16 protein-coding genes are annotated in these 16574 nt (G+C 60.6%); 7 read left to right on the top strand and 9 right to left on the bottom strand.

The annotated features are described in order from the left end of the window. The 5 genes from AAAB16_RS09125 to AAAB16_RS09105 form a co-directional block, all read right to left on the bottom strand. Window positions 1–910 (bottom strand): methionine ABC transporter ATP-binding protein (locus tag AAAB16_RS09125; RefSeq protein WP_340663050.1); only part of this gene is annotated, 910 nt, incomplete at its 3' end. Between the two features lie 201 nt (window positions 911–1111). Beyond that, the gene (locus AAAB16_RS09120) at window positions 1112–1972 is read right to left on the bottom strand and encodes a PA5502 family lipoprotein (RefSeq protein WP_340663049.1); all 861 of its coding nucleotides are present in this window, start codon (window positions 1970–1972) and stop codon (window positions 1112–1114) included. A gap of 91 nt (window positions 1973–2063) precedes the next feature. After that, window positions 2064–2852: a zinc ABC transporter permease subunit ZnuB gene (gene znuB, locus AAAB16_RS09115; protein WP_340663048.1), complete on the bottom strand. Its 789-nt coding sequence runs from the start codon at window positions 2850–2852 to the stop codon at window positions 2064–2066. Continuing rightward, a complete protein-coding gene (gene znuC / locus AAAB16_RS09110; protein WP_340663047.1) occupies window positions 2845–3672 on the bottom strand; it encodes a zinc ABC transporter ATP-binding protein ZnuC in 828 nt (275 codons plus the stop codon). The genes znuB and znuC overlap by 8 nt, the downstream gene beginning before the upstream one ends. After that, window positions 3669–4154, bottom strand: coding sequence for a Fur family transcriptional regulator (locus tag AAAB16_RS09105; protein ID WP_340663046.1), 486 nt, complete (start codon window positions 4152–4154; stop codon window positions 3669–3671). Before AAAB16_RS09105 ends, znuC begins: the two co-directional genes overlap by 4 nt. A 65-nt stretch (window positions 4155–4219) precedes the next feature. On the opposite strand from AAAB16_RS09105, the gene AAAB16_RS09100 reads away from it, so the two are divergent. Then, on the top strand, window positions 4220–5122 hold the full coding sequence (locus AAAB16_RS09100; protein WP_340663045.1) for a metal ABC transporter solute-binding protein, Zn/Mn family: 903 nt from the start codon (window positions 4220–4222) through the stop codon (window positions 5120–5122). On the opposite strand, the gene AAAB16_RS09095 is transcribed toward AAAB16_RS09100, so the two are convergent. Both AAAB16_RS09095 and AAAB16_RS09090 read right to left on the bottom strand, forming a co-directional pair. Then, on the bottom strand, window positions 5123–6073 hold the full coding sequence (locus tag AAAB16_RS09095) for a homoserine kinase (RefSeq protein ID WP_340663044.1): 951 nt from the start codon (window positions 6071–6073) through the stop codon (window positions 5123–5125). 44 nt (window positions 6074–6117) lie between these two features. Beyond that, the gene (locus AAAB16_RS09090; RefSeq protein ID WP_340663043.1) at window positions 6118–6405 is read right to left on the bottom strand and encodes a DUF2782 domain-containing protein; all 288 of its coding nucleotides are present in this window, start codon (window positions 6403–6405) and stop codon (window positions 6118–6120) included. 163 nt (window positions 6406–6568) lie between these two features. Between AAAB16_RS09090 and polA the strand changes: the two genes are divergently transcribed. Then, a complete protein-coding gene (gene polA / locus AAAB16_RS09085) occupies window positions 6569–9391 on the top strand; it encodes a DNA polymerase I (RefSeq protein ID WP_340663042.1) in 2823 nt (940 codons plus the stop codon). Window positions 9392–9673: 282 nt separating this feature from the next. Here the strand turns inward: polA and yihA are convergent, their stop codons facing one another. Continuing rightward, window positions 9674–10309 carry a ribosome biogenesis GTP-binding protein YihA/YsxC gene (gene yihA / locus AAAB16_RS09080; RefSeq protein WP_340663041.1) on the bottom strand — a complete coding sequence of 212 codons (636 nt, stop codon included), beginning with the start codon at window positions 10307–10309 and terminating at the stop codon, window positions 9674–9676. A 191-nt stretch (window positions 10310–10500) separates the two neighbouring features. Between yihA and AAAB16_RS09075 the strand changes: the two genes are divergently transcribed. The 5 genes from AAAB16_RS09075 to AAAB16_RS09055 all read left to right on the top strand — a co-directional run bounded on the left by AAAB16_RS09075 (window position 10501) and on the right by AAAB16_RS09055 (window position 15157). Continuing rightward, entirely contained in the window at window positions 10501–10791 is a 291-nt protein-coding gene (locus AAAB16_RS09075) for a c-type cytochrome (RefSeq protein WP_340663040.1), read from the top strand. A 44-nt stretch (window positions 10792–10835) separates the two neighbouring features. Beyond that, window positions 10836–11441, top strand: coding sequence for a c-type cytochrome (locus tag AAAB16_RS09070; RefSeq protein ID WP_340663039.1), 606 nt, complete (start codon window positions 10836–10838; stop codon window positions 11439–11441). Window positions 11442–11615: 174 nt separating this feature from the next. Continuing rightward, complete coding sequence (locus tag AAAB16_RS09065) at window positions 11616–12254, top strand: thiol:disulfide interchange protein DsbA/DsbL (RefSeq protein ID WP_340663038.1); 639 nt, start codon at window positions 11616–11618, stop codon at window positions 12252–12254. A gap of 6 nt (window positions 12255–12260) precedes the next feature. Continuing rightward, window positions 12261–13139 carry an endonuclease/exonuclease/phosphatase family protein gene (locus tag AAAB16_RS09060; protein ID WP_340663037.1) on the top strand — a complete coding sequence of 293 codons (879 nt, stop codon included), beginning with the start codon at window positions 12261–12263 and terminating at the stop codon, window positions 13137–13139. Then, on the top strand, window positions 13136–15157 hold the full coding sequence (locus AAAB16_RS09055) for a GGDEF domain-containing protein (RefSeq protein ID WP_340663036.1): 2022 nt from the start codon (window positions 13136–13138) through the stop codon (window positions 15155–15157). The genes AAAB16_RS09060 and AAAB16_RS09055 overlap by 4 nt, the downstream gene beginning before the upstream one ends. Window positions 15158–15186: 29 nt before the next feature. Here the strand turns inward: AAAB16_RS09055 and AAAB16_RS09050 are convergent, their stop codons facing one another. After that, on the bottom strand, window positions 15187–16542 hold the full coding sequence (locus AAAB16_RS09050) for a GTPase/DUF3482 domain-containing protein (RefSeq protein WP_340663035.1): 1356 nt from the start codon (window positions 16540–16542) through the stop codon (window positions 15187–15189). Between the last annotated feature and the right edge of the window lie 32 nt (window positions 16543–16574).

Genomic DNA, 16574 nt, shown 5'->3' with positions numbered 1-16574 from the left:
GGGTGTCTTTGATATGGGCGATGCGCCCGGCAAGGATGCTGTAGTCCACGCCGGTTTCCCGTGCGACCACGCCGAGCAGGGGTGCATAGGTGGCTTCGCCCTGGAAGGTCAGACGCACGATGCGCCCACTGACATGGGCAAAGGCATCGCGCTGTTCGTTTTCGTCGATCTGCTCGGCTTCCATGACGAAGCGCTTAGTGGTTGGGTGTTTCGGGTGCAGGAACACCTCGGTCACAGGGCCATGTTCAACGATTACGCCGGCATCCATCACCGCTACGCGGTCGCATACGCGGCGGATCACGTCCATTTCATGGGTGATCAGCACGATAGTCAGGTCTAGTTCGCGGTTGATCTGCGCCAGCAGATCCAGCACCGAGGCGGTGGTTTGCGGGTCGAGGGCGCTGGTGGCTTCGTCGCAAAGCAGAATTTTTGGCTTGGTCGCCAGGGCACGAGCAATGCCGACGCGCTGTTTCTGCCCGCCAGATAACTGCGCCGGATACTTCTTGGCGTGATCACTAAGGCCTACGCGCTCGAGCAATTCAGCAACGCGCTGGTCAATGGCACTGGACGACAGCTCGCCGGCCAGTTTCAGCGGCAGGGCGATATTATCGGCCACCGTTTTGGAAGAAAGCAGGTTGAAGTGCTGAAAGATCATGCCCACTTGCTGGCGAAAACGGCGCAGGCCGGTGGCATCCAATGCGGTGACATCTTCGCCATCCACATCAATGCGCCCGCCGGAAGGTTCCTCCAGACGGTTGATCAAACGCAGCAAGGTACTTTTGCCGGCGCCGGAGTGGCCGATGATGCCAAACACTTCGCCGCGGGCGATGTTCAGGTCGGTAGGTTGCAGGGCTGCGATGTCGCGGCCATTGACGCGATACGCCTTATGGACGTGATGAAAGTCGATCACTCGTTAAACCTTTTGGGCTTGGCGGTCTGCCGGATAGGCATAAAGGAGCGCTAGTCTAACCGGCACTTTATAGACCGTAAAAATATTTGTATTCCTATGGCTATAGCTTTCAGTTCTAAGTGGAAGCAACTGTCGTCATAGTCTAGAAGGTGTTGCGCGGGTTACCTGGCCTGCGTGTGTGCAGGCCGGGCAATTCGGGGCTTAGCCCTTGGCTTGCGGGGTCAGCAGCAGGCGCGGTACTTGCTCCAGTTTCAGGGCCTGCGACAGGCGCGGGCTGAAGCTTGGGTCTAGGCGTTTGATCCGCGCCAGCAACAGTGAGGCGACCCACGGGTAGTCCTTGGCCTGGCGTACTTCGATGCGCACATCGCAGTTGAAAGTCACCACGTCGGCAGCCACCGCATCGAGCAGGCTGCGCAGGCGTTCGTTGTCTTGATTGTCCAGCATCGGCAGCGAGACGACGCTGCTCGCGGCGGCGGGGTTGATGATGCGCGCGTTAGGTTTTGCTGCTTCGGTTACCACTGGGGCTTGCACAACGGGCGCTTCGCTTGGCGTTGCGGCCTTGGCTTTTTCGGCGGCGATGCGCTGCTGGCGTAGAAGTTCTGCGCGGTCGGCGGCGTCTTTGGCGGCGGCTTGGGCCGCGCGGGCGCGCTGTTGTTCGGCGGCATTTAGTTCTGCGGCACGGGCCTGGGCGATGGAGGCATCCAGGCCTTTGGTCAGTGCGGGGGCTTGGGGCATCAGGCTACGGGCGTGGCTCAGGGCTTTGGTCGCGGTGTCCAAGTCGCCTTGTTGTAAGGCGTTTTGGCCCTGCTGCAAATAGGCGTCGGCCAGCTGCCGTTGGTATTGCTCCAAGCGTGTATCGCCCTGGGCGCGCGGGGCGATGGTGTTCAATTGCTCTTCAGCGGCGGTGAGTTGGCCAGCGTTAAGGCTTTGCTCAACCTGGCGGAAGGCGGCGATCAAATCGTCGGTCGGTAGATTGGCAACCTTCGGCGCGGCCTGATGGCAGGCGGCTAACAGCAGTGAAATCGCCAGAACGGGTAGGTAACGGGAGGCGAACAGCTTCATTTATGCAACTCTCGGGTAGCGCAAAACCGGCGAGTTTACACCGCCGCGCGGGGCGTACCAAACGCCGCGCAACGCCGGCCGACGTAGCGCCTCAGGCGTGGCGACGAGGCAGGGCAAAGCTCAGTAAAAACAGCGTGGCGGCGGTGACCACAATGGATGGGCCGGCCGGGGTGTCTTTAAACCACGACATGGCCAAGCCGCCACACACTGCGATCACGCCCAGCACACTGGCGCCGCCGGCCATCTGCTCCGGTGTACGCGAGTGGCGCTGCGCGGCGGCGGCCGGAATGATCAGCAGCGAGGTGATCAGCAGCACGCCGACGATTTTCATCGCCACGGCAATCACCACCGCGATCAGCAGCATCAGCGCTAGGCGCAGGCTGGCCACCGGCAGGCCTTCGACTTTGGCCAGCTCTTCATGCACGGTCACGGCCAGCAGGGGGCGCCACAGCGCGACCAACGTCACCAGCACCAGTGCACTGCCGGCGAGAATCCAGATGAGGTCATTGATGCTCACAGCCAAGAGGTCGCCGAACAGATAGCCCATCAGGTCGATACGCACGTCGTGCATAAAGCTCAGCACTACTAAGCCCAGCGACAAGGTGGTCGGCGCCAAAATGCCCAGCAGCGTGTCCGAAGCCAGCGGCTGGCGCTGTTGCAGGGTGAGCAGCAACACGGCCAGCAGCACGCAACCAACGGTAACCGCCAAGGTTGGGCTGATATCCAGCAGAAAGCCCAGGGCTACACCCAGCAGTGCGGCATGGGACAGGGTGTCGCCAAAATAGGCCATGCGCCGCCAAACCACGAACGAGCCCAAGGGCCCGGCGACCAGCGCCAGGGCGAGCCCGGCGAGTAACGCGTTAAGCAGGAAATCAGGCATGGTTACAGCCGTCTCCATGGACATGGGGCTGCACTTTTCCCTGATGTACTTGGCCGTGAATGGTCAGGCCACTGGCCGCAGCCTGGCCCTCGACAACGCCGCCATGCAGATCATGGGCGTGGTCATGGTGGTGGTGATAAATCGCCAAATCTTGTGCGTCCTGGCCGAAGAGCTCGACAAACGCCGGGTCGCCGCTGACCTGTTCCGGGTGGCCGGAGCAGCATACATGGCGGTTCAGGCACACCACCTGGTCGGTGGTGCTCATCACCAGGTGCAGGTCGTGGGACACCATCAACACGCCGCACCCATGGCGATCGCGCAGGCGGGTGATCAGGCGATAGAGGTCAGCCTGGCCGGCCACATCGACGCCTTGCACCGGCTCATCCAACACCAAGAGTTCGGGCTTGCGCAGCAGGGCGCGGGCCAGCAGCACACGCTGCAGCTCGCCACCAGAAATGCTTTGCAGCGGGCTGTCGATAACTTGGGTGGCACCCACTTCCTCAAGGGCCGCCTGGGCTGAGTGGCGATCAACGCCTGGCACCAGGCGCAGAAAGCGCAGCACGGTGAGCGGCAAGGTGGCATCCACATGCAGCTTCTGCGGCATATAGCCGATGCGCAATTTGGGTTTGCGCCAGACGCTGCCAACTTCAGTTTTCAACAGGCCCAGTACGGCACGCACCAAGGTGGTTTTGCCTGCGCCGTTGGGGCCGATCAGGGTGACGATTTCGCCGGGCTGCACGCTCAACTGCACATCATTGAGTACCTGTTGCCCGGCAAAGCTGACGCCAACGCCTTCCAGGCGGATCAGGGCACTGCTCATACGCTTTTCTGGCAGCCGGAGCAGACGCCGACCACTTCCACGGTCTGGCTTTCCACCGTAAAGCCAACATCGCTGGCGCCGGCAACGATGGCCTGGCTGATGGCGTCGTTGGAAAGCTCGATGGCCGCGTTGCAGTTGCGGCAGATCAGAAACTGACCCTGGTGCGCATGCGCCGGGTGGTTGCAGCCAACAAAGGCGTTCAGTGAGGCAATGCGATGCACCAGGCCGTTTTCCAGGAGGAAATCCAAGGCGCGGTACACAGTGGGCGGCGCGGCGCGGCGGCCGTCCTGTTCGGTGAGCACGCCAAGAATGTCGTAAGCGCCCAATGGCTTGTGGCTTTGCCAGACCAGTTCCAGCACGCGACGGCGCAGTGCTGTCAGGCGCAAACCGGCGCGCTCGCAAATGGCGTCCGCTTCGGAAAGCGCGTTATGCACGCAGTGGGAGTGGTCGTGTGGGCGTGAAGCCAGGGGTGTGAAGATCATGGGCGGGGCGACGGCTGGTGAAAGAGACGTTATTCTATAACTCATTTGTCGGTGAGTGGGTTCCCGTGTCGCGTTTTCTAGTGATCTTTCTGCTGTTTTTTTCTGCGTCCGCTGCGGCGGACGTTCGCGTTCTGACCAGTATCAAGCCGTTGCAGCTGATTGCAGCTGCGGTGCAAGACGGTGTCGGCACGCCCGAAGTGCTGCTGCCGCCGGGTGCGTCGCCGCATAACTATGCGTTACGGCCGTCTGATGTGCGCCGGGTGACTGAGGTTGAGTTGCTGTACTGGATTGGCCCGGACATGGAGAGTTTTCTTCCGCGCGTCCTGAAAAGTCGCAGCTTGCCCAGCGTGGCCGTGCAAACGCTGCCGGGTTTGAGTTTGCGGCATTTCGGTGAAGGTGAGGCACACGCCGATGGCGATGAGCACGATCATGATCACCAGCCCGGCAGCTTGGATGCACACCTGTGGTTATTGCCAACCAATGCGCGGGTGATCGCCGAGCGCATGGCGGCCGACTTGGTTGCCGCGGACCCCAGCAATGCCGAGCGCTATAAAAGTAATCTGCGTGCGTTCAGCGAGCGTTTGAGCGCCCTTGATGGGCGTCTTAAACAACGAGTGGCGGGTGTAGTCGGCAAGCCTTACTTCGTTTTCCACGAAGCCTTTGATTATTTCGAGTCGGCCTATGGCTTACAGCACGCTGGCGTGTTCAGCATCGCCAATGAAGTGCAGCCCGGTGCCCAGCATGTGGCGGCAATGCGCGAGCGCTTGCAGCAAGCGGGGCCGACGTGTGTGTTCAGCGAACCGCCCTTGCGGCCCCGGCTTATCACCACCTTGAGCGAAGGGCTGCCGGTGCGCTTGGCCGAGTTGGATGCGTTGGGTGGCAAGGACATTCCGGTAACGGCCCAGGGTTACGAACAACTGCTGGAAACCCTGGGCAATGACTTGGCCGGATGCCTGGAAGCGCTCTGATTAGAGGGCGAAGGGCAGCGGCAAATGCACCTGCTGGCGCTGCGCTAAGCGGCGTTGGAACTCTTGCGGGTTGTGGATAAGCACGTCCTGACCGGCGAAGGACTCCGCTGCAATCAGCCGCGAAATCCAGAAGCGCACGCACGCCACCCGCAGCATCACTGGCCATAGCTGCGCTTCGGTCGGTGTAAACGGGCGCAGTGCCGCGTAGGCACCCAATAGTGCTCGGGCGCGCGGGGCGTCCAGCGCGCCATCTTCGTTAGAGCACCAATCGTTTACGGCAATGGCCACGTCATACAGCATCGGGCCGGAGCAAGCGTTGTAGAAGTCGATCAGGCCGGCCAGATGCGGGCCGTCAAACAATGCGTTATCGCGAAATAGATCGGCATGCAGATTGGCGCGTGGCAGGGCAAGAATGTGCGCGTGTTCGGCCTGAATTTCCGCCAGCGCGGCACTGAGCAATTGCTGGTTTTCCGGTTCCAGCTTGGTAGCCGATACCGCACCTTCACGCAGCATCCAATCCAGCCCACGATCGGTTTTGCGTTCCAACACATGCTCGCGGGTTGCCGTATGTAGCTGCCCGAGCAGGCTGCCCACTTCGCTGCAATGGTGGGCATTGGCTTGGGTTATATGCTTGCCCGCCAGCCGCGGTTGCAGCAACGCCGGTTTGCCAGCCAGGCTACGTAACGCCTCACCCTCGGTGGTGCGCAGGGCGTAGGGCACCGGCAGGCCGGCATCGTGCAGCACATCCAACAGCTCGATAAAAAACGGCAAGTCTTGAATCGGACCGCGCTCCACCAGGGTCAGAACAAATTCGCCCTGTTCCAGGCTGACGAAAAAATTGCTGTTTTCACTGCCGGCACTAATGCCCTGAAAATCACGCAGACGGCCTAGGCCGTAGGGCGCGAGGAATACTTCCAGCTCGGGGCGGGTGAGGGGCGTGAATACTGACATTACAAACCTGCCAACTACTTATAGGGGCTGTGGGTGGCCGCTGGTTACCAGCTGAAGATTTCCCAAGCGGGAATCAACATGTCTGGGTTATCCGAGCGAATAAAATTGCCGTCGCTGCCATCGGCGCGCACCAGAAAGTATGGTTTGCCGCCTTTCGGGGTGATTTTGATGGCGTAGAGAAAACCGTTTTGGCGGTACTCCTGGATGGTTTTGTCGCCGTCCTGGCGAATGGTTACATCTGGGTCGCCGGTAACCGGCTCGTCGGCGGCATAAACGTTAAGCGAGCCAACAGCCAGCAAGCCGGTGAGCAATAAGCTGGAAAGTGTGCGCATGGTAACCTTGCCCCTCTGTCGTCAACGATACGGCCATTCTACCGCCGCCAGCGCCAGGGCTGCGCAGGCTTTTATGCCGCAGCCGTTGCACCTTGCTATCGTTGCTCGCTACATTTTTCCGCTGTCCGTACACCACGGCCCGTCCAATAGGTTGATTCCGCGCATGTCTCAGACTCCTCTCGTCCTAGTGGACGGTTCGTCCTACCTTTACCGCGCTTTCCACGCCCTACCGCCTTTGACTACATCCAAAGGCCTGCCGACCGGCGCGGTAAAAGGCGTGCTGAACATGCTTAAAAGCCTGCGCAAGCAATACCCGGACAGCCCCTTCGCCGTGGTGTTTGACGCCAAGGGCGGGACCTTTCGCGATGAGCTGTTTGCCGACTACAAGGCCAATCGCCCGTCGATGCCGGACGATCTGCGTGTGCAAATCGAGCCCCTGCACGCCAGCGTGCGCGCTCTCGGCTACCCGCTGCTGTGCGTGGAAGGCGTTGAGGCAGACGACGTGATCGGCACCCTGGCCCGGCAATGCGCTGCCGAAGGCCGCGATGTGGTGATTTCCACTGGCGACAAAGACATGGCCCAGCTGGTTTGCCCGCACGTTACGCTGGTCAACACCATGTCCGGAAGCGTCTACGACATTGATGGCGTAAAAGAGAAATTCGGCGTCGGTCCTGAGCTGATCATCGACTATCTGGCGCTGATGGGCGACAAGGTCGATAACATTCCAGGTGTGCCCGGCGTCGGCGAAAAGACCGCCGTAGGGCTGTTGGTGGGGGTAGGTGGTGGCCTGGATGTGCTGTACGCCAACCTCGACAAAGTGCCCGAGTTGCCGATTCGCGGCGCCAAAGCGCTGCCGGCCAAACTGCTTGAGCATAAGGAGATGGCTTTCCTCTCCTACCAACTGGCAACCATCAAGCTCGACGTGCCGCTGGATATCCAGATTGAAAGCCTGCACCCCGGCGCCCAGGACCGTGCAGCGCTAGCCGAGCTGTATACCCTGCTGGAATTTAAAACCGGGCTGGATGAACTGGCGCGCGACACCAAAGCGGCCAATATTGCCGCTATCCGTTCCGGTGGCTTGTTTGATGAACCGGCAGCGCCTGTTGCTGCCGTTGAAACAGCCGAAGAAGCCGCGCCGGCCCTGGCAGCGGACGTTAACTACGAAACCGTGCTCGATGCCGAACGCTTCGCCGTGTGGTTGGAGAAACTGCACAAAGCCGAGCTGTTCGCTTTCGATACCGAAACCACCGGGCTCGACGCCCAGCAAGCGCAGCTGGTGGGTATTTCCCTCGCCGTGCAGGCCAATGAAGCGGCCTATATTCCGTTGACCCACTCGTATATGGGCGTGCCGGCCCAGCTGGATCGCGACACGGTACTGCTGGCGCTCAAACCGATTTTTGAAGACGCAAGCAAAGCCAAGGTCGGCCAGCACGCCAAGTACGACATTAATATTCTGGCCAACTGCGCCATCGGCGGCGACCTGCAAAACGGCATTCAGGTGCGCGGCCTGGCGTTCGACAGCATGCTCGAATCCTACGTGCTCGACTCCGTCGCCACGCGGCACAACATGGATGCGCTGGCGCTCAAGTACCTCGACCACACCACCATCTCGTTTGAAGAAATCGCCGGCAAAGGCGCCAAGCAGCTGACCTTCGACCAGATCGCCTTGGAGCAAGCCGGACCTTATGCGGCCGAAGATGCCGACATCACCCTGCGCTTGCACCAGACCCTCTGGCCCAAATTGCAAGCCGTGCCGGGCCTGGCCAAGGTCTTGAGCGAAATCGAAATGCCGCTGGTACCGGTGTTGGCCCGTATTGAGCGTCAGGGCGCGTTGGTCGATGCCAACTTGCTCGGCATTCAAAGCAATGAGCTGGGCGAAAAAATGGTTCAGCTTGAGCGTGAGGCGTTTGCCATTGCCGGTGAGGAGTTCAACCTCGGCTCGCCCAAGCAACTGGGCGTAATCCTCTATGAAAAGCTCGGCTTGCCGGTGCTGAGCAAAACCGCCAAAGGCCAGGCCTCCACTGCCGAAGCGGTGCTGGCCGAGCTGGCTGAGCAGGACTACCCGCTGCCTAAAGTGCTGATGCAGTACCGCACCCTGAGCAAGTTGAAAAGCACCTACACCGACCGTTTGCCTGAGCAGATCAATCCGCGTACCGGGCGTATCCACACGTCCTATCACCAGGCGGTGACGGCGACTGGGCGTTTGTCTTCCACCGATCCAAACCTGCAGAACATTCCGATTCGTAGCGCCGAAGGCCGTCGTATTCGCCAGGCTTTTATCGCCCCGTCGGGCTACAAACTGCTGGCCGCCGACTACTCGCAAATCGAGCTGCGCATCATGGCGCACCTGGCCCAGGACGAAGGTTTGTTGCATGCCTTCCGCAATGACCTTGATGTGCACCGCGCGACGGCGGCGGAGGTATTTAGCGTCGAGCTGGAACAAGTCACCACCGACATGCGCCGCAAAGCCAAGGCGATCAACTTTGGTCTGATCTACGGCATGAGCGCTTTTGGTTTGGCCAAGCAGATCGGCGTCGACCGTAAAGAGTCGCAGGCCTATATCGAGCGTTACTTCGCCCGTTACCCCGGCGTGTTGGCCTATATGGAGCGCACCCGTGAGCAGGCAAGCGAACAGGGTTATGTCGAAACCCTGTTTGGTCGGCGTTTGTACCTGCCGGAAATTCACTCGAAAAACGCCGGCCTGCGCAAAGGCGCCGAACGTACCGCGATCAACGCGCCGATGCAGGGCACAGCGGCGGACATCATCAAGCGGGCGATGGTGAAGGTGGATAACTGGCTGAGCGAATCCGGCCTGGATGCCAAAGTCATCCTGCAGGTACACGATGAATTGGTGCTGGAAGTGCGTGAAGATTTGCTTGAAGTCGTCAGCGCCGAAATCCGTCAACGCATGAGCGAAGCAGCTGAACTTGATGTGCCGCTGTTGGTGGAAGTCGGCATCGGTTCGAACTGGGATGAAGCGCACTAAGGCGGGGTTTTTCGCTGCGGCATAACGTCGCGGCGTTCGCGCTTAGTTAGGAAGCTAATGGAATTAGCGAGGCGATTTTTATAGCTAACCGGTTTTAGGCCAGTTTTGAACTTTCGCTAAATCGGGGCGGTCAGAGTTACTGAATGGCTGATGAAGCCCTTCGGTGCTCCTATGTTGTGTTAAGTGTTGGCAGATATCTGAGCCCCGCCCTAGCGGTTCAGACCCTTAAACCCCGAGCCTCTCCCTCCCCATACGAAGCTCGGGGTTTTTTTTGCCTGAAATTTACTCAGCAGGCACTGTGTCTTCCAGCTCCATCCAGCGCGCCAGCACGGCTTGCGCTTCTTCGATGCCCATACGCTTAGGCGCCGAGAACAGCTGAATAGTTACCCCATCGCCCCAGCCTTTACGCAGGTCTTGCTGTACTTTAAGCAGCGCGTTTTTGGCGGCGCCATAGGCCAGTTTGTCGGCCTTGGTCAGCAGGATATGCATAGGCATTTCGCTGGCTGCAGACCAATCAAGCATCAGCCGGTCGAACTCAGTGAGCGGGTGGCGGATGTCCATCATCAGCATCAAACCCTTGAGGCTTTCGCGGCTGCCCAAGTAGGCCTCAAGGTGGCGCTGCCAGTGCAGTTTCAGCGGAATCGGCACCTTGGCGTAGCCGTAACCCGGCAGGTCCACCAGGCGGCGTTCCTCATCCAAACGAAAGAAGTTCAGCAGTTGCGTGCGGCCTGGCGTCTTTGACGTACGGGCCAAACTGGCGTGGGTGAGGGTGTTCAGCGCGCTGGATTTACCGGCATTGGAACGCCCGGCAAAGGCCACTTCGTAGCCTTGGTCGTCGGGACATTGGTCCACTTTCGCGGCGCTGATCATAAACGCGGCCTGTTGGCACAGACCGATGATGGGGTTTTTAACTTGCATCAGATTTTCCGGTGAAGGGGTGCCAGCGAGTGGCCCGGCGTGCGGTGTCGCTTCCGTTTCAGTGACGCCAGTATATAATGCCGCAGATTTTGTGTGCGCTTTGTCCGGAATAAGGGCAAGGAATTGCTATAAGGATTTTCCGATTTCGCGCAATAGAATGCGAAACGGCCCTCACTGATGAGGTTGATCTGATGAAGTTGTTGCTGCTCGCAGCCACTACTGTGTTGTTGTCCTCCATGGCTGATGCAGCCCAGGACCCGGAAGCGGTATTCAACCGTTCCTGTGGAGCCTGCCATAATGGACAACTACCGATGGCGCCTAAAAAAGGTGACACGGTTGCTTGGTCGCCGCGCTTGGCCCAAGGCATGGATAAGTTGGTCGAGCATGTGACCGATGGATTTAACGCCATGCCGCCTCGCGGCTTGTGCACCGACTGTAGCGCCGAAGACTTCCAAGCCATCATCCAGTGGATGAGCAAGTAAGCCACGCGTTGATTCTCTCCCTTTAGCCGTAATTGGATTAGCTGATGAACAAAGTACTCGTGAGTCTGCTGTTGACCCTGGGCATCTCCGGTATGGCTCATGCCGCAGGCGACGCCGCTGCAGGTCAAGGCAAAGCAGCTGTATGTGGCGCATGCCACGGTGCCGACGGCAACAGCCCTGCGCCGAACTTCCCGAAACTGGCTGGCCAAGGCGAGCGCTACCTGCTCAAGCAAATGCATGACATCAAGGCCGGCAACCGTCAGGTCTTGGAAATGACCGGCATTCTGACCAACCTGAGCGATCAGGATCTGGCAGACATCGCCGCCTACTTCTCCAGCCAGAAAATGGGCGTTGGCGCAGCCGATCCAAAATTGGTCGCGCGCGGTGAAGAAATCTTCCGCGGCGGCAATCTGGAAACCGGCATGCCGGCGTGCACCGGTTGCCACTCGCCTGACGGCGCTGGTAATGCTGCAGCCGGTTTCCCACACCTGGGTGGCCAGCATGCGACTTACATCGCCAAGCAGCTGACCAACTTCCGTGAAGGCGACCGTACTAACGACGGCGACAGCATGATCATGCGCGGCATTGCGGCTAAGCTGAGCAACAAGGATATCGCTGCGGTATCCAGCTACATCCAAGGCCTGCACTAATCGCGCTACGGTAATATCCGGTACGCATTAGCGGGCAGAAAAGGGTGGCGAAAGCCACCCTTTTTCGTTTGAGCGCCCCGTACAATGTTGGCCCTCAGCCGGGAACCCGCCGCAGGGCAATCGGTCGAAATCCAGCTCGCTATCAGGCGAGTTTTATCCGCCAAGGAGTCAAGCATGCGTAACCTGATTTTCAGTGCTGTCCTCGCCACCGCGAGTTTGATCGGCATGACTGCAACCGCCACTGCTGCGGAGCCGATCGAAGCCGGCAAGCAATACGTCGAGCTGAGCAGCCCTGTTCCGGTTTCCAAGCCCGGCAAAATCGAAGTGGTTGAATTGTTCTGGTACGGCTGCCCGCACTGCTACCACTTCGAGCCAACCATTAACCCATGGATCAAAAAGCTGCCGGATGACGTGCACTTTGTACGTATCCCCGCCATGTTCGGCGGTGTATGGGATGCCCACGGCCAACTGTTCGTGACCCTCGAGTCCATGGGTGTGGAAGACAAAGTTCACGCGGCCATCTTTGATGCCATCCAGAAGCAAGGCAAGAAACTGGCTAAGCCAGACGAAATGGCTGAATTCCTCGCCACCCAAGGCGTCGACAAAGACGAGTTCCTCAAGGCTTACAACTCATTTGGTGTGAAGAGCCAGGTTGAGAAAGACAAGAAGCTGGCCATGGCCTACCAGATCAGTGGCGTACCGACCATGATCGTTAACGGCAAATACCGCTTCGACATCGGCTCCGCCGGTGGCCCGGACGAAGCGCTGCAAGTGGCTGACCAATTGATCGCCAAAGAACGCGCAGCGAAGTAAGCCGTCATGCTCAGGCGCTGGGGTGCCCCACGTGTTGCAGGCCTGCGTGATGCGCAGGTTAATTCACAGTGCGGCGACTCCGGCGCCCTGCCGGCAGATGGCCGTTTGCGTTTGCTCAGTTTCAATATCCAGGTAGGCAATAGCACCGAAAGCTATCGGCACTACCTCACCCGAGGTTGGCAACACCTCTTGCCGCACCAAGGGCGCTCATCCAACCTGCAGCGCATTGGTGCGTTGTTGGCGGATTACGATCTGGTCGCCCTGCAAGAAGCCGATGGCGGCAGCCATCGCTCGGGCTATGTCAACCAAGTCGAACACCTCGCCCAACTGGGCAGCTTTCCTTACTGGTACCAGCAGCTCAACCGTAACCTCGGGCGGCTGGCCCAGCACAGCAACGGCGTTTTGAGCCGCTTGCAGCCAACCGTTATCGAAGACCACCCCTTACCTGGCCCGCCCGGCCGTGGCGCGATTTTGCTGCGCTTTGGCGAAGGCGACGATGCCTTGGTGGTGATGATGATGCACCTGTCGCTGGGGGCGAAAACCCGTGTGCGGCAACTGGCCTATATTCGTGAACTGATCGGCGAATATCGCCATCAGGTGCTGATGGGCGACATGAACACCCACGCTTCTGATTTACTTCTCAACTCACCCTTGCGTGACTTGGGTTTGCTCGCGCCGCAGGTGGAAGCCACCTTTCCAAGCTGGCGCCCGCAACGTTGTCTGGACCATATTCTGTTAAGCCCAACATTAACGCTGGAAGCTGTGCGCGTGCTGGCGCAGCCGATTTCCGATCACCTGCCGGTGGCGGTGGAAATTCGTTTACCCGATAGCCTGTGCAGTACTCCGGATAGAACCAACACTTCCCTCGCGGAAATACAGACATGAGTAACGACGCGCAGCGCTGGAAAGAGAAATACCTGAGCAGCCTCGAGGACCAGGAAAAACTCGAGCGTCGTTGGGATCTGCGCCTTGACCTGCTGCGTCGTGGTTTAGTGCGCAGCTCGCTCGCTGCCGAGGGCACCGATAAAGCGGTCGACCAATGCATGGTTGAACTGCGCGAAATCGTCCGTCGTGATGATATGGATGCCGGTCTTTCTGCGCTGATTCCGCGCTTGGAAAAAGCCGTACTCGATTCCGAGCAGCGCCGGGTTGAGCGGGCCGCTCAGGTGACGGGCGCTCTCGGCGGGCTGGTCAGCCAGTTACTCAAGCTGGAACTGCCCAGTGAAGTACGCAAACCGCTGAAGAAATTCACCAAACAAGTGGAAAACCGCGCCGGCCAAGTGCGTGAACTGCCGGCCCTGCTGTCCGAGCTCAGCAGCTTGCAACGCCAGGCGCTGGCTGTGCTGGAGGCCCCGGAAGCACAGCGCCCTGGTTTGTTGCAGCGCTTGTTCGGCGGCCGTGATGGCGACGATTCTGCTGAAGCCCCGGCTAGCGCCGCTGAGGTGCCAGTAGCGCAGCCGGCACCGACCCCGCTGCCCGCTCAGACAGTAGCTGAGGCTCCCGCGGTTCCGGCCATCACCCCCGTACCGGCCGCTGAGCCGGCTGCTGCCGTGGTTACGCCTTCGCCGGCCCCTGTTCCTCCACCGGCGCCCGCTGCCGCAGCGGTGCCGGAAGCTGTCGCCCTACAAGCCTCGGCTGCGGCCACCAGCAGCGAGGCCGCCACCGTTGCGATCAACGAAGCCTTGGCTGCCGCTCGCGTGGCATCACGCCCATCGTCCTTATCGACCCTCGACAGCCTGCCGCTCTCCGCCTCGCTGCTGACCGACGGCGCCACCGTGTCCGCAGCCATCCATGCCACCGAGGAGCAGGAGCTGGCGGACCCCGATTTCGCCATTCCGCCGCCCCCGGAAGCGGGCTATAGCGCCATTGCTGCGCATGTTGAAGCGACCTTGTTGGGGTTACTTGACGACCTGCCGGTGCCAGAGCACCACAAGCCCCAGGCCGAATCGTTGAAGGTGCGCATCCAGGCCGGGCTGAACCTGTATGAACTGGTGCCGGTGCTCGACGATTTCGCCGTATTGATGCTGGCCGTTGCCGACCTTGGCCAGCGCGAGTTTGAAGGCTATCTGGCCCAACTCAACCAGCGCCTTGCGACTTTCCAAGGCGGCTTGCAGGACGCCCACCAGGGTTACAGCGAGTCGATGGCCGCTGCCCGCGAGCTGGACACCGAGTTACGCCAACAGGTCGATGGCTTGCACAGCAGCGTGCAGGAAGCCACCGACCTCAGCAGCCTGAAAAACCTGGTGGAAAACCGCCTGGATGGCCTACTTAGCACCATGTCCCAATACCAGTCCCAGCGTGATGAGCGCGACCAGGAAGTGGCCGGCCGCCTGCAAACCTTGGTCGAGCGAGTGGCGAGCATGGAGCAGGAAGCCAAAGGCTTTCGCGATCACCTCGAAGAGCAGCGGCAAAAAGCCCTTACCGACCCGCTGACCGGGCTGCCCAACCGCGCCGCCTGGGCCGAACGTTTGGAGCTGGAAGTTGCGCGCTGGCAGCGTTACGGCGGCGACCTGCTGCTGGCCGTGTTGGACATCGACCACTTCAAACGTATCAACGACAACTACGGCCACCTGGCGGGCGACAAGGTGCTGAAAATCATCGCCAGTGAGCTTAATAACCGCCTGCGCAAAACTGATTTTATGGCGCGCTTTGGCGGCGAAGAATTTGTGCTGCTGATACCTGCCACGCCGATTGCCGGCGGCCAGCAACTGTTGGAAACCTTGCGCACGGCCATCGAGGCCTGCCCCTTTCACTTTAAAGGTGAGCGGGTGACCATCACCGTGTCCGCTGGGCTAACGGCGTTTGCCGAAGGCGAGAAAGGTGACGAGGTTTTTGAACGTGCCGACCAGGCGCTGTACCGCGCCAAGCGTGGTGGCCGTAACCAGGTGGATGTTGCTGTTTAGCTGCAGCACACCCTACCGGATCAAAGGCGTTAGCCCTGCAGTTCAGCCGTTAACCGTTCCAGCGCCTCCTGCCGCTCGGCCTGCTGCAACCGTGCTTGCGGGTTGAGCGACGACCAGCGCGGATGGGCTCGGGCCTGGCGCAACACTGCGGGCAATTTCGCCCAGCCCGCCTCTTTGCCCAGACCCACCTCAATGGCTGCTGTCGCGGCATGCCCGCGCGCGCTCAGCGCCGCTAGCAATTGGCGTTGGCGCACGGCGAGCACGCGCAGCACGTTATCGTCGACGCTCAGTTCGCGGTTGCCCTTGAGTTTGCCCAGCAGCCGCTCGCCATAGTTGCGCGCGGTCTGCACGCCACCGCCGGCCAGGGCGCCGAGCAGAGTCGCCGCACCCAGGGTCAATCCGCCCACCATCAAGTCGATACCTGCACCGGCTGCCGCGCCGGCTGCCATGCCGCCGCCCACCTGCACGCCCAACTGCTTGAGGGTTTCCGGGTTAAACAGGTCGTCACCCCAGCGGCCATTCAGCAGGGGCAAGTCGGCGGCGCGAGCATCTTCCTGGCGGAAGGCGTACAGCCGCAGCAGCGCCTGCACGCAGGCCTGCTCGCGTTGGCGAATGCTCTGGTGCAGGGCTTGAACCTGGGCCTGCTCGTCACTGCCGACACTGCGCCGGCAGGCCGCGCAATCAATCAGCAATTCAGCAATCAGGCGCACGCCGGCGGCATGCCGAGCCTGGGCTTGGGCTTCATGGTCGGCGATCAGGCGTTCCAACTGCGGCCGCGACTTTTCCAGCAGCAGGGCCAGGCTTTCGTACAAACGCCGCTCGCCATCCAGCGGCGGTGCCACGGTGTCGAATCGCACCAGCGCATGCAGGCCCAAGCGCGCCAGGGCTTCGCGCCATTCGCCTTCGCGCTGTTGGGCGCTGGTAACGAAGTTGAGCACCGGCAACAGTGGTTTGCCGCAGCTGCCGAGCACGGCGAGCTCATCGCGGTATTTGGCCAAGACTGGTTCGCGGGCATCGATCACGTACAGGCCGGCGTCAGAGGCGAGCAGTTGGCGCAGCACCTTGGCTTCTTGTTCAAAACGCTGGCGCGCCTCGCTGCCCTCAAGAAAACGTGCGGCGCGGGCGGGGCCATCCAGGCGTTCGCCGGGGCGGTCGAGGCGCTCCAGGTAATCGAGCAGGGCGATGGCATCTTCCAGGCCGGGGGTGTCGTACAGCTCCAGCAGGGCTTGGCCATCGACCGATAACCGTGCGCCTTCGACATGGCGGGTGGTGCTGGGGCGATGGGAGACTTCGCCGAAATCAACGTCGCGAGTGAGGGTGCGCAGCAGGGAGGTTTTGCCAACGTTGGTGTGGCCGACTACGGCGAGTTTTAGTGGCTGGGTCATGGATTTTCCTCCCGACCGAGTAGTGGCCGGCC

This window comes from Pseudomonas sp. (genome assembly GCF_037994325.1).
Classification (GTDB): domain Bacteria; phylum Pseudomonadota; class Gammaproteobacteria; order Pseudomonadales; family Pseudomonadaceae; genus Aquipseudomonas.
The sequence above is the reverse complement of the archived record's forward strand: the minus strand, read 5'-3'. Positions and strand labels throughout refer to the sequence as shown.